Annotated in this window: 9 protein-coding genes and 5 pseudogenes; 3 read left to right on the top strand and 11 right to left on the bottom strand. The window is 62.9% G+C overall.

Features of this window, described 5'->3' with window-relative positions:
• Together CUR85_RS08620 and CUR85_RS08615 are read right to left on the bottom strand one after the other, a co-directional pair.
• Complete coding sequence (locus CUR85_RS08620; protein ID WP_067265722.1) at window positions 1-1,128, bottom strand: ABC transporter ATP-binding protein; 1,128 nt, start codon at window positions 1,126-1,128, stop codon at window positions 1-3.
• Between the two features lie 99 nt (window positions 1,129-1,227).
• Window positions 1,228-2,312 (bottom strand): annotated as a pseudogene (locus tag CUR85_RS08615) (polyamine ABC transporter substrate-binding protein).
• Between the two features lie 145 nt (window positions 2,313-2,457).
• On the opposite strand from CUR85_RS08615, the gene CUR85_RS08610 reads away from it, so the two are divergent.
• A complete protein-coding gene (locus CUR85_RS08610) occupies window positions 2,458-3,159 on the top strand; it encodes a GntR family transcriptional regulator (RefSeq protein ID WP_082852089.1) in 702 nt (233 codons plus the stop codon).
• Window positions 3,160-3,234: 75 nt separating this feature from the next.
• A pseudogene (locus tag CUR85_RS08605) lies at window positions 3,235-4,628 on the top strand (aspartate aminotransferase family protein).
• Here the strand turns inward: CUR85_RS08605 and CUR85_RS08600 are convergent.
• From CUR85_RS08600 to dapD, 7 genes and pseudogenes are all read right to left on the bottom strand, one after another.
• Window positions 4,625-5,959 carry a lytic murein transglycosylase gene (locus CUR85_RS08600; RefSeq protein ID WP_280322603.1) on the bottom strand — a complete coding sequence of 445 codons (1,335 nt, stop codon included), beginning with the start codon at window positions 5,957-5,959 and terminating at the stop codon, window positions 4,625-4,627. The pseudogene CUR85_RS08605 and the gene CUR85_RS08600 sit on opposite strands and share 4 nt — an antisense overlap.
• A 100-nt stretch (window positions 5,960-6,059) precedes the next feature.
• A pseudogene (gene rnr, locus CUR85_RS08595) lies at window positions 6,060-8,329 on the bottom strand (ribonuclease R).
• A 31-nt stretch (window positions 8,330-8,360) separates the two neighbouring features.
• Window positions 8,361-8,930 (bottom strand): TIGR04282 family arsenosugar biosynthesis glycosyltransferase, encoded by a 570-nt coding sequence (locus tag CUR85_RS08590; protein WP_136720237.1) that lies wholly within the window; start codon window positions 8,928-8,930, stop codon window positions 8,361-8,363.
• A pseudogene (gene dapE, locus CUR85_RS08585) lies at window positions 8,927-10,071 on the bottom strand (succinyl-diaminopimelate desuccinylase). The gene CUR85_RS08590 and the pseudogene dapE overlap by 4 nt, the downstream one beginning before the upstream one ends.
• A 101-nt stretch (window positions 10,072-10,172) precedes the next feature.
• A complete protein-coding gene (locus CUR85_RS08580) occupies window positions 10,173-10,511 on the bottom strand; it encodes a hypothetical protein (RefSeq protein WP_067261079.1) in 339 nt (112 codons plus the stop codon).
• 74 nt (window positions 10,512-10,585) lie between these two features.
• A complete protein-coding gene (locus CUR85_RS08575) occupies window positions 10,586-10,840 on the bottom strand; it encodes a GlsB/YeaQ/YmgE family stress response membrane protein (RefSeq protein ID WP_067261077.1) in 255 nt (84 codons plus the stop codon).
• A gap of 57 nt (window positions 10,841-10,897) precedes the next feature.
• Window positions 10,898-11,725 (bottom strand): 2,3,4,5-tetrahydropyridine-2,6-dicarboxylate N-succinyltransferase, encoded by an 828-nt coding sequence (dapD, locus tag CUR85_RS08570; RefSeq protein ID WP_067261075.1) that lies wholly within the window; start codon window positions 11,723-11,725, stop codon window positions 10,898-10,900.
• Window positions 11,726-11,898: 173 nt separating this feature from the next.
• Between dapD and CUR85_RS08565 the strand changes: the two genes are divergently transcribed.
• A complete protein-coding gene (locus CUR85_RS08565; RefSeq protein WP_067261073.1) occupies window positions 11,899-12,762 on the top strand; it encodes an LOG family protein in 864 nt (287 codons plus the stop codon).
• A 112-nt stretch (window positions 12,763-12,874) separates the two neighbouring features.
• Here the strand turns inward: CUR85_RS08565 and CUR85_RS08560 are convergent, their stop codons facing one another.
• Together CUR85_RS08560 and CUR85_RS08555 are read right to left on the bottom strand one after the other, a co-directional pair.
• Window positions 12,875-13,753, bottom strand: coding sequence for an NAD(P)H-dependent flavin oxidoreductase (locus CUR85_RS08560; protein WP_280322602.1), 879 nt, complete (start codon window positions 13,751-13,753; stop codon window positions 12,875-12,877).
• A gap of 3 nt (window positions 13,754-13,756) precedes the next feature.
• Window positions 13,757-15,356 (bottom strand): annotated as a pseudogene (locus tag CUR85_RS08555) (GMC family oxidoreductase).
• Window positions 15,357-15,520 lie beyond the last annotated feature (164 nt).

Genomic DNA, 15,520 nt, shown 5'->3' with positions numbered 1-15,520 from the left:
TCATTGCGCCAACAAAACGCCTGCGGTGGCGCTCCATGAAATCCAGACCGGGTCTTCCCATGTGATGTCACGGCGTGCGATGCGGCGAGTGTTGGCCGTCTGCGCCTTGATCACCTGCCCGCCGGGCAGTTCGACGTGATAGGTAGAGAGGTTCCCCAAATAGGCGATGTCGAGCACTTTGCCCTGTAGCGCATTAGGCGCATCCTCAGGCCTCTCGGTCGAAATGCGGATTTTCTCGGGCCGGATCGCCAGATGGGCCTGCTGCCCTTCGCTGAACGGCGCGGCAGAGGTGGCGGTCAGCGGCGGCTGCCCCTCGATCCAGTTCAGATGGTATTGATCTTGGCCAATGGCCTTGGTGCTGGCTTCGATGATATTCACGTCACCGATGAAGTCAGCGACATAGACGGAATTCGGCGCTTCATAGATCTCGGCGGGGGTGGCCACTTGAATCACGCGCCCCTCGTCCATCACCGCCACGCGGGAGGCGACGGTCATCGCCTCTTCTTGGTCGTGGGTCACGATGACAAAGGTGGTGCCGGTGGATTCTTGAATGTCCATCAGCTCGAACTGGGTGTCTTGCCGCAGCTTCTTATCAAGCGCGCCCAAGGGCTCATCGAGCAGCAACAGTTTGGGCGCTTTGGCCAGTGAGCGCGCCAGCGCCACACGCTGCCGTTGGCCGCCGGAAATCTGATGCGGTTTCCGGCGGGCGAATTTCTCTAGCCGGGTGAGCTTCAGCATCTCGGCCACGCGGGCGGCGATGGCGTCCTTCTCCATCTTGTCGCGGCGCAGGCCGAAGGCGATGTTGTCCCAGATGCTCAGATGCGGAAACAGCGCGTAGGATTGGAACATCATGTTCACCGCGCGTTTGTTCGGGGGCACCGGGGCGATGTCCTGCCCCGCCAATTCGATGCGCCCGGTGGTCGGGCTTTCGAAACCCGCCAACATGCGCATCATCGTCGTCTTGCCACAGCCCGAAGGCCCAAGCAGGGCAAAGAATTCCTGCGCGTAGATATCCAAAGACAGATCGTCGATGGCGACGAATTCACCAAATTTCTTGGTCACATTCTCAAAGCGAATGAGCGGCTTTTCGTCGGGGTTGTTCCAGGGGGCGAAGACGGTTGGGCTCACGGTTGAGAGATCCTTTGATCGGGCTTTGCTCAGGCTTTGATCGGGTCGCGGGGCAAGAAAAAGGGGCGCGACCAGACTGGCCGCACCCCCTGTCTCAGATCAGGTACCGGACTTGATCTTGGTCCAGAGCCGGGTCACCACGCGCTGCACTTTCGGCGGGTAAGGTGTGGTGGTGAACAGGTTGTTCAGCGCCGCTTCAGAGGGGTAGATCGCCGGGTCGCCGATCACATCCTCGACCAGATGCTCTTGCGAGGCTTTGTTGCCGTTGGCGTAGTACACATAGTTCGACGCGGCGGCCATATTCTCGGCGTCCATGATGAAATTCAGGAACTTATGCGCGCCCTCGGGGTTCGGCGCGTCAACCGGGATGGCCATCTGGTCAAACCACATCTGCGCGCCTTCGGAGGGGCATTATAGGCGATTTCAACACCGTTGTCGGCTTCATCCGCGCGGTCACGGGCCTGCAGGATATCACCGGACCAACCCACCGCGACGCAGACGTCACCGTTGGCCAAAGCGTTGATATATTCCGAAGAGTGGAACTTCTGAATATAGGGGCGGACGGGCATGAAGACCTCTTCGGCCTTGGCGATCACATCGGGGTCATGGCTGTTTGGGTCTTCGCCGATGTAGTTCAGCGCGGCGGGGATCATCTCTGCCGGGGCATCAAGAAAATGCACGCCGCAGTCGGCCAGTTTTTCCATATTGGCCGGGTCGAAAACCAAGTCCCAAGAGTCAATCGGGGCGTCTTCGCCTAGGATCTCTTTCACCTTGCCAACGTTCACGCCGATGCCGGTGGTGCCCCACATATAGTTGATGGAATGGGCGTTATCGGGATCATATTGTTCGGTCCGCGAGGAAACCACGTCCCACATGTTTTCGAGATTGGGCAGTTTGGACGTGTCCAGCGGCTGGAATGCACCGGCCGTGATCTGGCGCTGCAGGAAGGTGCCCGAGGGGACGACCACGTCATAGCCCGAGCCACCGGCAAGCATTTTGGTCTCCAGCACCTCGTTGCTGTCGAACACGTCATAGACCAATTCGATGCCGGTCTCTTCTTCGAATTTATCCAGCAAGGATTCGTCGATATAGTCGGACCAGTTGTAGACCCGGACCGTTTCTGCAGTGGCGGCACCTGCCATCAAGGTGGCAACGGCGACGCTGCTTAGTAGCACATGTTTCATTTCATACTCCCGTTAGACAGGTCGGGTTGATCCCCACCTTTCGTCAATTTGATCAAGTTTTGCCTCTTCGGGCAAGATGGTTTATGCTTTCATGCAGAATGAAATGCTGCAAGACACGGCGAAACAAGACGGAAAGACCGCTCCCATGGGTTCAGAAAAAACCGATCCGAGATTGCTTCCCGCCGCCGATGCGGCGGCCAAGACACCGATCCATCAGCATGTTTACGAACGCCTGCGCAAAATGATTCTCTTCGGCGATCTGGCCCCCGGACAGGGGGTCACGATCCAAGGTCTGACCGCCGCTTTGGATGCGGGCATGACGCCGGTGCGCGAGGCCATCCGCCGCCTGATCTCGGAAGGGGCGCTGACCCATTTGGGCAACCGCCGGGTCACCGTGCCGGAACTGACCCATGCGGGGCTGGAAGAGCTGGGATTCATGCGGGAAACGCTAGAGCCGGAACTGACCAAACGCGCTGCAAACCGCATGACGGATGAGCGTTTGAACGCATTGAAAGCCTGTGACAACGCGCTGAACCATGCCATCGACCGGGGCGATGTCGGCGGCTATTTGATGCAGAACTACAGCTTTCACCGAATGATTTACGACCTTGCCGAAGCGCCGATCATGGCCGCGACGGTGGACCGTCTGTGGCTGCGTTTCGGCCCCTCGCTTCGGGTGGTTTGCGGGCGATACGGCACCAGCAATCTGCCCGATAAACACGCAGAGCTTTTGGCAGCCTTTGCCGAGGGCAACGCCGCTTTGGCGGGTGAGGTCATGGCGGGCGATGTTGCCCAAGGAATGACCCAAATTCGCGCAGCCCTTGATGGTCTGCCCGTTCCGCGTTGATTCGATTGACATGCTATAATTTGATCATATTCTGCGGCGAAGCTCATTTTTCATGCAAATAGAAGGTGCACACCCATGCCGCCCATCACGAATCACCTCCCCACCGCAGATCTTCAGGCGCTGGATGCGGCGCATCACATGCATCCTTTCACCACCAATGATGAATTGGGCGACAAGGGCGCGCGCATCATCACAAGGGCCAAGGGCATCTACCTGACCGACAGCGAGGGGAATGAGATTCTCGACGCGATGGCCGGGCTGTGGTGCGTGAACCTTGGCTATGGCCGCGAAGAGATGGGCAATGTCGCCGCGCGGCAGATGAACGAACTGCCCTATTACAACACCTTCTTCCAAACGACCCATGTGCCCGCGATCGCGCTGGCCAAGGAACTGGCCGATCTGGCCCCCGGTGATCTGAACCACGTCTTCTTTGCCGGGTCGGGGTCAGAGGCGAATGACACCAACCTGCGCATGGTCCGCACCTATTGGGCGCAAAAGGGCAAACCTGAAAAGAGCCATATCATCAGCCGCAAGAACGCCTATCACGGCTCCTCCGTCGGCTCGGCCAGTCTGGGCGGCATGACCTATATGCATGAGCAAGGCGGGCTGCCGATCCCCGGCATCCACCACATCGGCCAGCCTGATTGGTATGCCGAAGGCGGGGATATGTCGCCCGAAGACTTCGGCCTGAAACGCGCGCAGGAGTTGGAAGCGAAGATTGTCGAGCTGGGCGCGGACAAGGTCGCAGCCTTCATCGCCGAACCGGTTCAAGGCGCGGGCGGGGTCGTCGTGCCGCCCAGCACCTATTGGCCCGAGATTCAGCGCATTTGCGACAAACACGACATTCTGCTGATCGCTGACGAGGTGATCTGCGGCTTTGGTCGGACGGGCAATTGGTTCGGCTCGCAGACCATGGGCATCAAGCCGCATATCATGACCATCGCCAAGGGGCTGAGCTCGGGCTACGCGCCCATCGGCGGGTCGATCGTTTGCGACGAGGTGGCTGAGGTCATCAACGCCTGCGAGTTCAACCACGGCTACACCTACTCCGGCCACCCGGTCTGCGCCGCCGTGGCGCTGGAAAACCTGCGGATCATGCAGGAAGAGAACATTGTCGGTCATGTGCAAAACGTCGCCGCCCCGCGCTGAAAGAGGCGTTGGACAAGCTGGGAGAGCATCCGCTGGTGGGCGGGGTGAACGTATCGGGCCTGATGGCCTCCCTCCCGCTGACGCCGCATAAGGAAAGCCGTGCAAAATTCGACGATAGCGGCACCGCCGGGTACATTTGCCGCGAACATTGCTTTGCCAACAATCTGGTGATGCGCCATGTCGGCGACCGGATGATCATCTCTCCGCCGCTGATTATCACCCCGGAAGAGATCAAGATCTTCGCCGAACGGGCGACCAAGGCGCTGGATGCGACCTATGCTGACCTGAAAGACAAGGACATGCTCAAAGCCGCGTCCTAAAACATCGGGCTGCCCCCAATCGGGGGCGGCCCCTCACTCGGCGCGCAGTCGGGCCAGCAGCCGGGGGAGGCATAGCCATCGGGCGCGATCCCCTCAGACTTTTGATAGCTGCGCACGGCATTGACGGTCAGCGGCCCGATCTTGGCGTCGATCTTTTGCGTATCAAAGCCCGCTTCGGTCAGCAGGGTTTGCAATTCGATCCGCTCATCAAAACTCAGTGCACGGTCTTCGCGCGGCCAGTCCTGCTGTATCTCGCCCGCGCCGCCGATACGGTCGGCCAGATGGCCCACACCGATGACATAGGCATCCGCGGTGTTATAGCGCTCGATCACCGCGAAATTGGGGAAGATCATAAAGGCCGCCCCCGCGGCGCCCGCGGGCAGCAAGATCGACGCGGGCCCATGATCCGCCACCGCCCCGCCCTCCAGCGCGGTGACGCCAAGATCGGCCCATTCCGCCGGGGTCTTGGTCACCGCGCGGTCGGCCAGCAGATAGTCGAACCCCTCGGGCAGAGCCACTTCGACACCCCAAGGCTGCCCTTCGGTCCAGCCAAAATGCTTGAGATAGGCGGCGGTAGAGGCCAGCGCATCGCTGGGGTCATCGCCCCAGATGTCGCGCCGCCCGTCGCCATCCCAATCGACCGCATGGGCGTGGAAGGACGAGGGCATGAACTGCGTATGCCCCATCGCGCCCGCCCAAGAGCCGCGCAATTGATCGGCATCGGTATCGCCCGCCTGAAGGATGCGCAGGGCGTCGAAGAGCTCGCCTTCGAAAAATTCCGCCCGCCGCGCGTCATAGGCAAGGGTGGCCAGTGAATCCAACACCCGATCCCCGCCCCGGAAGCTGCCATAGGCGCTCTCAAGCCCCCAGATCGCGGTGACGATCTCTTTCTCGACACCGTATTCCGCTTCGATCTCTTCCAGCGTGCGCTGCCATTGGGCCAGCGCCTTCTGCCCATTCTGCACCCGCAAATCCGAGGTGGCGGTGTCGAGGTAATCCCAAATCGTTTTGGTGAATTCCGATTGATTGCGGTCGCGGCGGATCACCTCCGGATCATAGCTGACCGTATCCAATGCCCGGTCAAAGACATCCGGGTCGATGCCCTGTTGCAGGGCGCGCGGGCGGAAGTCTTTCACCCAAGCGCGCAGCCCGGCATCGCCACCGCCGGCCTCTGCCGCGGGTTCCTGCGCTACTGGCGCCACGGCGGCCAGCACGGCCTGCGGCGCGCGCGGCGCGGGGCGCAGGGATTCAGTCGGGCCAGACCCGAAGGCCGGAGCCCCCATGCCAGCGGTCGCCAGAATGCCTGAAATCATCGCGTAGTGCCGGATCATAATCGCCTCACCTCATAGAGTTACGGCAAATCCTATGCCCGCCCCGCCCCGGTGGAAAGGGAGGGGGCGGCCATCCGCGAAGCTCCGCCGGTTTGCCGTCTCAGCGGCGGGTGCGGGTCACTTTGCGTTTGATCTTGTCCTTCTTGCGCTTGGCCTTCACGGCCTTGCCGCGCGGCTTGCTACGGCCCGCCGGGCTGCGGCGGCCCCACCCCCGCCCTGTTTGACCTTTTGGTCTTCGATCTCAAGCAACTCCAGCGCGATGCCCCCGGTCACGGGGACCGCCTCGGCCAACCGCACGGTGACACGCTGGCCAAGGCCGATTGTCATGCCGGTGTCCGCGCCCATCAGCGTCTGCGCCTCCGCGTCGTGGTGGAAATACTCCCGCCCGAGCGAGCGCATCGGCACCAGACCATCCGCGCCCGTCTCGTCCAACTTCACAAAGGCACCAAAACGCGCGATGCCGCTGATCCGACCGGTGAACTCGTTGCCCACGCGCTCCGACAAGAAGGCCGCGAGGTAACGGTCGGTCGTGTCACGCTCGGCCACCATCGAACGGCGCTCAGTGTCGGAGATATGCGCGCCGGTCTGCTCCAGCCCCTCGATTTCCTCGGGCGTCAGCCCGTCCTTGCCCCAGCCATGCGCCGTGATCAGCGCGCGGTGCACGATGAGATCGGCATAGCGGCGGATGGGCGAGGTGAAATGCGCGTAGGAGCGCAGGGCAAGGCCGAAGTGCCCGATATGGGCGGGGCCATAATAGGCCTGCGTCATCGAGCGCAGAGTGCTGAGATTGATCAGCTCTGCGTCATTGGTGCCCGCCGCCTGATCCAGCAGCCGGTTGAGATGCGCGGTTTGCAGCACCTGCCCCTTGGCCAGCGTGAAACCCGCCGCCTGTGCGGTTTCACGCAGGGACTCGAGCTTCTCCGGCGAGGGTTCCTCGTGGATGCGGAACAGCAGCGGGGTTTTCTTTTTGATCAGCGTCTCGGCGGCGGCGACATTGGCCAAGACCATGAACTCTTCGATCAGCCGATGCGCGTCGAGCCGCTCGCGGAAGTTTACCGACTTCACCTTGCCATCCTCGCCCAATTCGATGCGGCGTTCGGGCAGGTCCAACTCCAGCGGTTGGCGCTCGGCCCGGGCGGTCTTCAGCGCGTCATAGGCGGCGTAGAGCGGCTTCAATACCGGCTCCAACAGCGGCCCGGTGCGGTCGTTCGGGTTGCCGTCGATGGCGTCCTGCACTTCCTCGTAATGCAGCGAGGCGGGGGAGCGCATGAGGCCACGGTGGAACGTATGGCCGATTTTGTTGCCCTTGGCATCCAGCACCATGCGCACAGCGATACAGGCGCGCGGCACGCCCTCGTGCAGCGAGCAGAGGTCACCCGAGAGCCGGTCCGGCAGCATCGGCACCACGCGGTCGGGGAAATAGGTGGAGTTGCCGCGCTTGCGCGCCTCGCGGTCCAGCGGCGAGCCGGGGGTGACATAGGCGGCGACATCCGCGATGGCGACCCAGAGCACATGGCCGCCTTCGTTCTTCGGGTCCTCGTCGGCATGGGCATAGCAGGCGTCATCGTGGTCGCGCGCATCGGACGGGTCGATGGTGATGAGCGGCAGGTCGCGCAGGTCTTCGCGGCCCTTCAGCCCCTGCGGCTTGGCGGCATCAGCCTGTGCGATCACATCGTCGGGGAAGTCGTCGGGGATGCCATGCTGGTGGATCGCGATGAGCGAGACGGCGCGCGGCTCGGACGGATCGCCCAGCCGCTCGACGATGCGTGCGCGGGGCGATCCCATACGCGCCTTCGGTCCGGCCTGCTCGGCCTCGACCAGTTCACCGTCTTTCGCGCCATGGGTATGGTCGGCACCGACGCGCCATTCCCGATCCGTGCCCTTGTCGATCGGGACGATCCGCCCGCCTTCGGCCGCTTTGCGGAAGATGCCCAGCACCTTGCGCGGGTTGGAGCCGATGCGGCGAATGAGCCGCGCTTCATAGTGGTGATCTTCACCCTTTACCAGCGTCAGCCGGGCCAGAATGCGGTCACCTTCGCCAAGCGCCGGGTCACTCTCGCGCGGGATCAGCAGCACGATGGGTTCTTTCCCCTCGCCATGCCACTCCATCGGCTTGGCAAAAAGATCGCCATCGCTGTCCGGCCCCGTGACCAGCAAGACCGAGACCGGCGGCAGGCGGTCGGGATCCTGATAGCTGCGCTTGCGCTTTTCCAGATGGCCCTCGGCCTCCAGCTCTTTCAGCACGCGCTTCAGGTCGATCCGCGCCGCGCCTTTGATGCCAAAGGCTTTGGCGATGTCCCGCTTGGCGGTCAGCGTGGGGTTCTGTTCGATCCAGTCGAGGATCTCGGATTTGCTGGGTATCTTGCTCATACCTCAGCAGGTAGCACGCAGCCCCCTGTCGTCATGGCAAATCGTGAATTTCGTCCACGTCGCGCAGGGTGGCGACCTCGGCAATGCGGTAGCCCGGCAGGGTCGCGCGGCTGTCGGACAGCGCATGGGGGCCAGACCAGCGCACCCCGTCAAACAGGCTGGGCGGCGCGCGGCGGGGATGTTTTAGCCCCACGAGCCAATAGCCGCCATCGGGCGCCGGGCCAAACACCGCGTCATGGTTGCCAAGCGCATCGAATGCCCGCGCCAGTTCCTCGCGGTTGATGCCCGGAATATCCGCCCCGATCACACAGGCCGGCCCCGGCGCCCGGCGCAGCATCCGCGCCATACGGTCACCGAGGTTGCCGCGCCCTTGCGGCCAGCGCGGCAGATGCGCGGGCCAGACACGGCTTTGCAGCCCTTCCACATCCGGGGCCACGGCCAGCACCACCTGCCAACGAGGGTCTTCGATCCGGCGCAACAGGCGGCGCGTTTGGTGGCGAAACCACCAAGCCGCGCCGACCATGCCGATGTCGCGGCCCAGACGGGTTTTCACCCGACCGGGGCGCGGCTCTTTCACCATGACAATGAGCGTTGGTTTCACGTGAAATAATTCCGCAGCACGCGCCCGTAGATGGATTTGAGCTGTTCAATATGTTCGACCCGCACATGCTCATCGACTTGGTGCATGGACTGCCCCACCAGACCGAACTCCACCACCGGGCAATGCGCCTTGACGAAACGCGCGTCCGAGGTGCCGCCGGTGGTGGAAAGCTCGGGCTTCACGCCCGTCTCAGCCTCAACAGCGCCCGCGACCAGATCGGACAGGGCGCCCGGCGGGGTGATGAAACTCTCGCCGGAGATCTTGATCACTACATCCACTTGCAGGCCGAATTCCTCGGCGATCTTATCCGCCTCGCCCCGCAGCCAGTCGCTGAGGCTCGCGCCCGAATGGTGGTCGTTGAACCGGATGTTGACCGCGCCGCGGCATTGCGCCGGGATCACATTGGTTGCCTTGTTGCCAGTATCCACGGTGACCACGGCCAGCGTCGAAGGGTCGAAGTGATCGCTGCCCTGATCCAACTCATGGCTGGCCAGACGATCCATCAGCCGCACCATCGCGGGCAGCGGGTTGTTGGCGCGGTGCGGATAGGCCGCATGGCCCTGTTTGCCAGTCACCTTGAAATGCGCGTTCATCGAGCCGCGCCGCCCGATCTTGATCATATCGCCCATGGTCTCGGGGCAAGTCGGCTCCCCCACAAGGCAGACATCCATCCGCTCGCCGTTCTCCGTCATGTAGTCCAAGAGCGCCGTGGTCCCGTCGAGGGCATCGCCCTCTTCATCCCCGGTGATCGCCAGCACGATGGAGCCATCGGGCGGCGTGTCCTTCACGAAATCCACCGCCGCTGCGACGAAAGCCGCCACGCCCGATTTCATATCCGTAGTGCCGCGGCCATACATGATGCCGTCCTTGATCTCGGCCCCGAAGGGGGCATCGACCAATCCGCCTCATCCCCGATGGGCACGACATCGGTATGGCCGTTAAAGCCGAAGGACTTGGTGTTGCCCTTGTTGCCCCAGCGGGCAAAGAGGTTGAAGATCCCGCCCCGGTCGACGCGCGTACAGTCGAAACCCGCCGCGCCCAACACCTCTTCGAGCACTTCCAGCGCCCCATCGTTCGCGGGGGTGACAGAGGCGCAGCGCACCAGTTTCGCGGTAAGATCAACAGGGTCGAGACCGGACATATCGGCTCCTTTTCAGGGGTTATCGCTTGTCCGGTAACTTGTGTGGGCAAATCGCGCCAATGCCAAGGGGGCGCATTGCAATTCCCCGTGTGGGGCGAGGGTCAGTCGTAAAAGGGGGTCATCTGCGCGACGATGACCGAGTTTTCTTCCAAAGCGCGCTGCATCAGGGCGCGCTCCTCGGCGTCGATCTCCTGACCTTCGGCCTCGCGCTCTTCCAGCGTGCCATAGCCGGTCACGTCAAGCGGGTTGGTATCGGCCTGTTTGAGGATCGCCACCGTCTCGCGCACGGCTTCGGCCTCATCAATGCCGGAGGCGAAACACATCAGCGCAGCACCCGTGGCCTTGTCGGGCAGACCGTCACCGTCTTTGCGGCCAATCTGAACCAAAAGGGTAAAGACCTGCTGGCGCGAAGGTTTCTTGGTTTTCTTGGGTTCAGACATGATAAGGGCCGCCGATTGCTTTCGGCAGCCCTAACCTTTTCACTTGGATTTGGAAAGGGGCCGCGCCCCTGCCCTTAAGTCTTGCCGCGGACCATCCGTGTGACCCAGATCAGCAGGCAGGCACCGATGACGCCCACCACCAACTGACCGAACCAACCGCCCAGCGTGCTGCCAACGATCAGCATCAAGAGCCAGTTCGCGACCAAGGCACCCAGAATGCCGAGGATGATGTTCATGATCAGACCCATGTCCGATTTCATGATCTTTTCCGCGATCCAGCCCGCAAGGCCGCCCACGATGATTGCGGCAAACCAACCGATACCCGTCATGTCGTCAATCTCCTTTAAATTCAGGTCTCAACGCCATGACGGGGTATTTGGTTCCGTTCAGTCGCGCAGCAGCTCGTTGATCGAGGTTTTGGAGCGGGTCTTGGCGTCCACCCGTTTCACGATCACGGCGCAGTAGAGGTTCACGTTGTTCTTCGACGGCATGGTGCCCGCCACGACGACCGAACCTGCGGGCACTTCGCCATACATGATCTCACCGGTCTCGCGGTCGACGATCTTGGTCGACTGGCCGATGAAGACGCCCATGCCCAGCACCGAGCCTTCGCGCACGATGCAGCCTTCGACGACTTCCGACCGTGCGCCGATGAAGCAATTGTCTTCGATGATGGTCGGCCCCGCCTGCATCGGCTCCAACACGCCGCCGATGCCGACGCCGCCGGAAAGGTGCACGTTCTTACCGATCTGCGCGCAGGAGCCGACGGTGGCCCATGTGTCGACCATGGTGCCAGAATCGACATAGGCGCCGATGTTCACGAAAGACGGCATCAGCACCACGCCCGGCGCGATATAGGCCGAGCGGCGCACGACGCAGTTCGGCACGGCGCGGAAGCCCGCCTCTTTCCACTCGGCATCGCCCCAGCCTTTGAACTTGCTGTCGACCTTGTCCCACCAGCCAGCGCCCTGCGGGCCGCCTTCTTGATGTTCCATGTCCTTGATGCGGAAGCCCAGCAGCACGGCCTTCTTGGCCCACTGATTGACGTGCCACTGACCGTCGTCCTGCTTTTCCGCCACGCGCAGCTTGCCGCTGTCGAGCGCGTTCAGCGTCTCTTCGATGGCGTCGCGCACTTCGCCAGTGGTGGCGGATGTAATCTGATCGCGGGTATCCCAAGCGGCTTCGATGGCGGTTTCAAGTTGGGCGTTGGACATGGGGCAAGTCTCCGAATGATGAAAAGGCCTTTTGAGGGCTATAGCCTTGCACTGCCTAGGGTGCAATTGCCGGGCGATGAGGGGCGTGGTCATTCGCCGAACAACAGGGCATCTTGACCTAAGCGGCCATCGTGCCACCTGAGCCAAGCCCCAGACCAAGGAAAGACCCGAGGATGACCGACGAACACCGCCACCCCCTGCGCCGCGCCAATGTGGACCGCGCCAAAGCCCAAGACGCCCCCGACACGCCGCAAACCCGCGCGCCTGCCTATCGTCTGGCCTTTACCGACGATGACTTCATGTGCCGCGATGAGCTGCGCCCGGTGCGCCTGCAACTGGAGCTTCTCAAGCCCGAGCTGCTGCTGGACGCCCATGGCATCCAATCCACCATCGTGCTCTTTGGCGGCGCGCGCATTCCCGAACCGGCCGAAAAACACACCGCTCGGACCAAGACGCTGGCCGATCTGTCGCGTTTTTATGACGAGACGCGCACCTTTGCCCGGCTGATGACCGAAAAGTCGATGGAAAGCGGCGGCACCGAGAATGTCATCGTGACCGGCGGCGGGCCGGGTGTGATGGAGGCGGGCAACCGCGGCGCGCTGGACGCGGGCGGCCATTCCATCGGGCTCAACATCGTGCTGCCGTTCGAGCAGGCGCCCAACGAATATGTCACGCCCGAGCTATGCTTCAACTTCCACTACTTCGCGATCCGCAAGATGCATTTCCTGATGCGTGCCCGCGCGATCTGCGTCTTCCCCGGTGGTTTCGGCACGATGGACGAACTCTTTGAGGCGCTGACGCTGATCCAAACGGGCCGCATGAACCGGGTGCCCTTCTTGCTGTTTGGCCGTGAGTTCTGGGAAAAGATCATCAACTGGGACGCGCTGGCCGATGCGGGCACGATCTCAGCCGAAGACCTCGAGCTGTTCCGCTTTGTCGAAAGCGCGGATGAAGCGATGGAGGTGATCGAGAATTGGGAGACCGCCCCCGCCCGCGAACATGTGCCGGGCCGCGAAGAGGTCGAAGATCACAGCTAAGCCGCCTTGGCCCGACCCCAGACCCGTTACCGGGTGAAGGTCTGGCCCAAGGCCGTTTCGGCCCCTTGGACGATATCGCGCAGGATATCGGCGGCGGGGCTGACCGCACAGATCAGCCCCGCCACCTCTCCGACAAAAGCGTTGGCGGTGCGGGCATCCCCGCGGCCACCGCCGCCTGCCAGCGCGGCAGCTCCTGCGCCAGCGCGGCGCGCAGCCCGTCGGGGTCGTCATGCCAGCGGTCGGTGAAATCGTTGCGCAAAACACGGCCCGTGTAGCGTTTGGGCCAATCATAGCCGCGCATGATGTCGGTCACGGTGCTGCGCAGCGTGTCGTCGCCGCTGGCCTTGAGCGCGGCCTCTCGCATCGCGGGATGCACCAGCGCCTCTTCCGAGGCCCAGAAGCGCGAGCCGACGACCACACCGTCGGCCCCCAACATCAGTGCCGCCGCCAACCCGCGCCCATCCGCGACGCCGCCTGCGGCGCAAAGCAGCACCTCGGGCGCATGGCGGGCGATGTGATCCGCGACTTCGGGCACGAGGGTAAAGGTCGCGCGTTTCTCGCCGTGGCCGCCAGCCTCGGCCCCTTGGGCGACGATGATCTCGGCCCCCAGATCAATCGCATGGGCGGCATCGCGCAGGGTTTGCACCTGACAGATCAACGGCACCTTTGTCGCGCGGATCGCGGGGAGGAACTCTGCCGGGTCGCCGAAGGAAAGAAAGATCGCCGCCGGATCACGGTCGAGCGCTTGTTCCAGCGCCTGCGGATGCTCTCGCAGCTTCCAAGTGATGAAACCGCAGCCGACCGATTGGTTGCCCGCCACATCCATCTGCTCGGCGATCCAATCGCCGGCGTCATAGGCCCCGCCGATCATCCCCAAACCGCCCGCGCCTGAAACCGCCGCCGCCAACCGCCCGCCTGCGGCAAAGGCCATCGGCGCTTGGATAACCGGGTGGTCGATCCCCAGCCGTTTGGTTAGCCGCGTGGTCAGCATCGCCTACCGCCCCGCCAGAATGGCATCGGCAGCCTTTTCGGCGATCATCACCGTCGGCGAAGCCGTGTTGCCCGAGACGATCTTGGGCATGATCGACGCATCCACGACACGCAGACCGCCTAAGCCATGCACCCGCAGATCGCTATCGACCACCGCCATCGGATCGCTGCCCATCTTGCAGGTGCCGACGGGGTGGAAAATCGTCGTGGCGATGTCGCGCGCCTTGTCGAGCAGGTCTTCGTCGCTCTGCACGGCGGGGCCGGGCAGGATTTCCTCGGGCGCATAGGGGTGCAGCGCCTTGGCCGTCATGATGTGACGCGCCTGTTTCATCGCCGTGACCGCCACGCGTTTGTCATTCTCGGCAGAAAGGTAGTTCAGCCGGATATCGGGCTGCACCGCGCTGTCGCGGCTGGTGAGATGGCAACTGCCGATGCTTTCGGGCCGCAGGTTACAGACCGAGACGGTGATCGCCGGGAACGGGTGCAGCGGATCACCCAGCTTGTCGGTCGACAGGGGTTGCACGTGATACTCCAGATCCGGCGTCTCAAGCGCGGGGTCGGACTTGGTGAACATGCCGAACTGGCTGGGCGCCATCGCCAAGGGACCGCTGCGGCGCAGGAGGTATTCCAACCCCATCCGGCCCTTGCCCAAGATCGAATGGGTCATCGTGTTGAGCGTTTTGGTGTTCTGTACCTTGTAGACAGTGCGGATTAGCAAATGGTCCTGAAGGTTCTCCCCAACGCCGGGTAGATCGTGCAGCGTGTTGATCCCCATGCCGCTCAAAAGGTCACCCTGCCCGATCCCCGACAGCTCAAGGATCTTGGGCGAATTGATCGCCCCTGCCGAAAGCAACACTTCGCCCTCGGCCTCGGCGCGCATCGCGCGGCCCTTATGGGTGAAACGCACGCCGGTCGCGCGCTTGCCGTCCAAGACCAGCCCATCGGTATGGGCATGGGTGATCACCCGCAGGTTGGGGCGTTTCATCGCCGGGCGCAGGAAACCGCGCGCCGTGTTCCAACGCACCCCGCCCTTCTGGTTCACCTCGAAAAAGCCCGAACCTTCGTTGTTGCCATCGTTGAAATCGGCCCGCGGCTCGATCCCGAACTCCCGCGCGCCGTCTTGCACGGCCTCCAGAATGTCCCACCGCAGGCGCTGCTTGCTGACCTTCCACTCGCCCCCGCGCGGTGCATCGCGCTGCCGCCCGCATGGTGATCCTCGGATTTCAGGAAATAGGGCAGCACGTCGTCCCAGCTCCACCCGGCATTGCCCAGTTGCCGCCAATGGTCATAGTCCGCCGCCTGCCCGCGCATGTAAATCATGCCGTTCACCGAAGAGCAGCCGCCCAGCACCTTGCCCCGCGGATAGGCCAAAGAGCGCCCGTTCAACCCCGCCTCGGGCGCGGTTTTCATCATCCAATCCGTGCGCGGGTTGCCGATACAGTAAAGATATCCCACCGGCACCTTCACCCAGTGATAGTTGTCATCCCCCCGGCTTCGAGCAGCAGAACCCGATTGGCCGGATCGGCGCTGAGACGGTTGGCCAAGACACAGCCCGCGGTGCCCGCACCGACATAGCGGCCCTCTAGCTGCGTCTCGTCGTTCATGGCGCTCTCTCCCGATATTCTGCCCCGCCTCCCCGGCCCGTTATTGGTAGAGCGCGCGGTGACGGGTCACAATCCCTGCCGTAAATCGCCCGGCCTCCCGCGGCTTTTGCCGCAAAGCCACAATCACCGCGCTTTGCATGCGCGGCGAATCCGTTTGTTGATTT

The organism is Sulfitobacter faviae, from assembly GCF_029870955.1.
Classification (GTDB): Bacteria; Pseudomonadota; Alphaproteobacteria; order Rhodobacterales; family Rhodobacteraceae; genus Sulfitobacter; species Sulfitobacter faviae.
This window is presented reverse-complemented; position numbering and strand designations above follow the sequence as displayed.

What these genes read in the sequence shown, in the direction of transcription:
- CUR85_RS08600 (WP_280322603.1), bottom strand. Translation starts at nt 5,959, where the DNA reads ATGATCCGGCACTACGCGATGATTTCAGGCATTCTGGCGACCGCTGGC.
- CUR85_RS08610 (WP_082852089.1), top strand. Translation starts at nt 2,458, where the DNA reads ATGGGTTCAGAAAAAACCGATCCGAGATTGCTTCCCGCCGCCGATGCG.
- CUR85_RS08575 (WP_067261077.1), bottom strand. Translation starts at nt 10,840, where the DNA reads ATGACGGGTATCGGTTGGTTTGCCGCAATCATCGTGGGCGGCCTTGCG.
- CUR85_RS08560 (WP_280322602.1), bottom strand. Translation starts at nt 13,753, where the DNA reads ATGCTGACCACGCGGCTAACCAAACGGCTGGGGATCGACCACCCGGTT.
- CUR85_RS08565 (WP_067261073.1), top strand. Translation starts at nt 11,899, where the DNA reads ATGACCGACGAACACCGCCACCCCCTGCGCCGCGCCAATGTGGACCGC.
- dapD (WP_067261075.1), bottom strand. Translation starts at nt 11,725, where the DNA reads ATGTCCAACGCCCAACTTGAAACCGCCATCGAAGCCGCTTGGGATACC.
- CUR85_RS08580 (WP_067261079.1), bottom strand. Translation starts at nt 10,511, where the DNA reads ATGTCTGAACCCAAGAAAACCAAGAAACCTTCGCGCCAGCAGGTCTTT.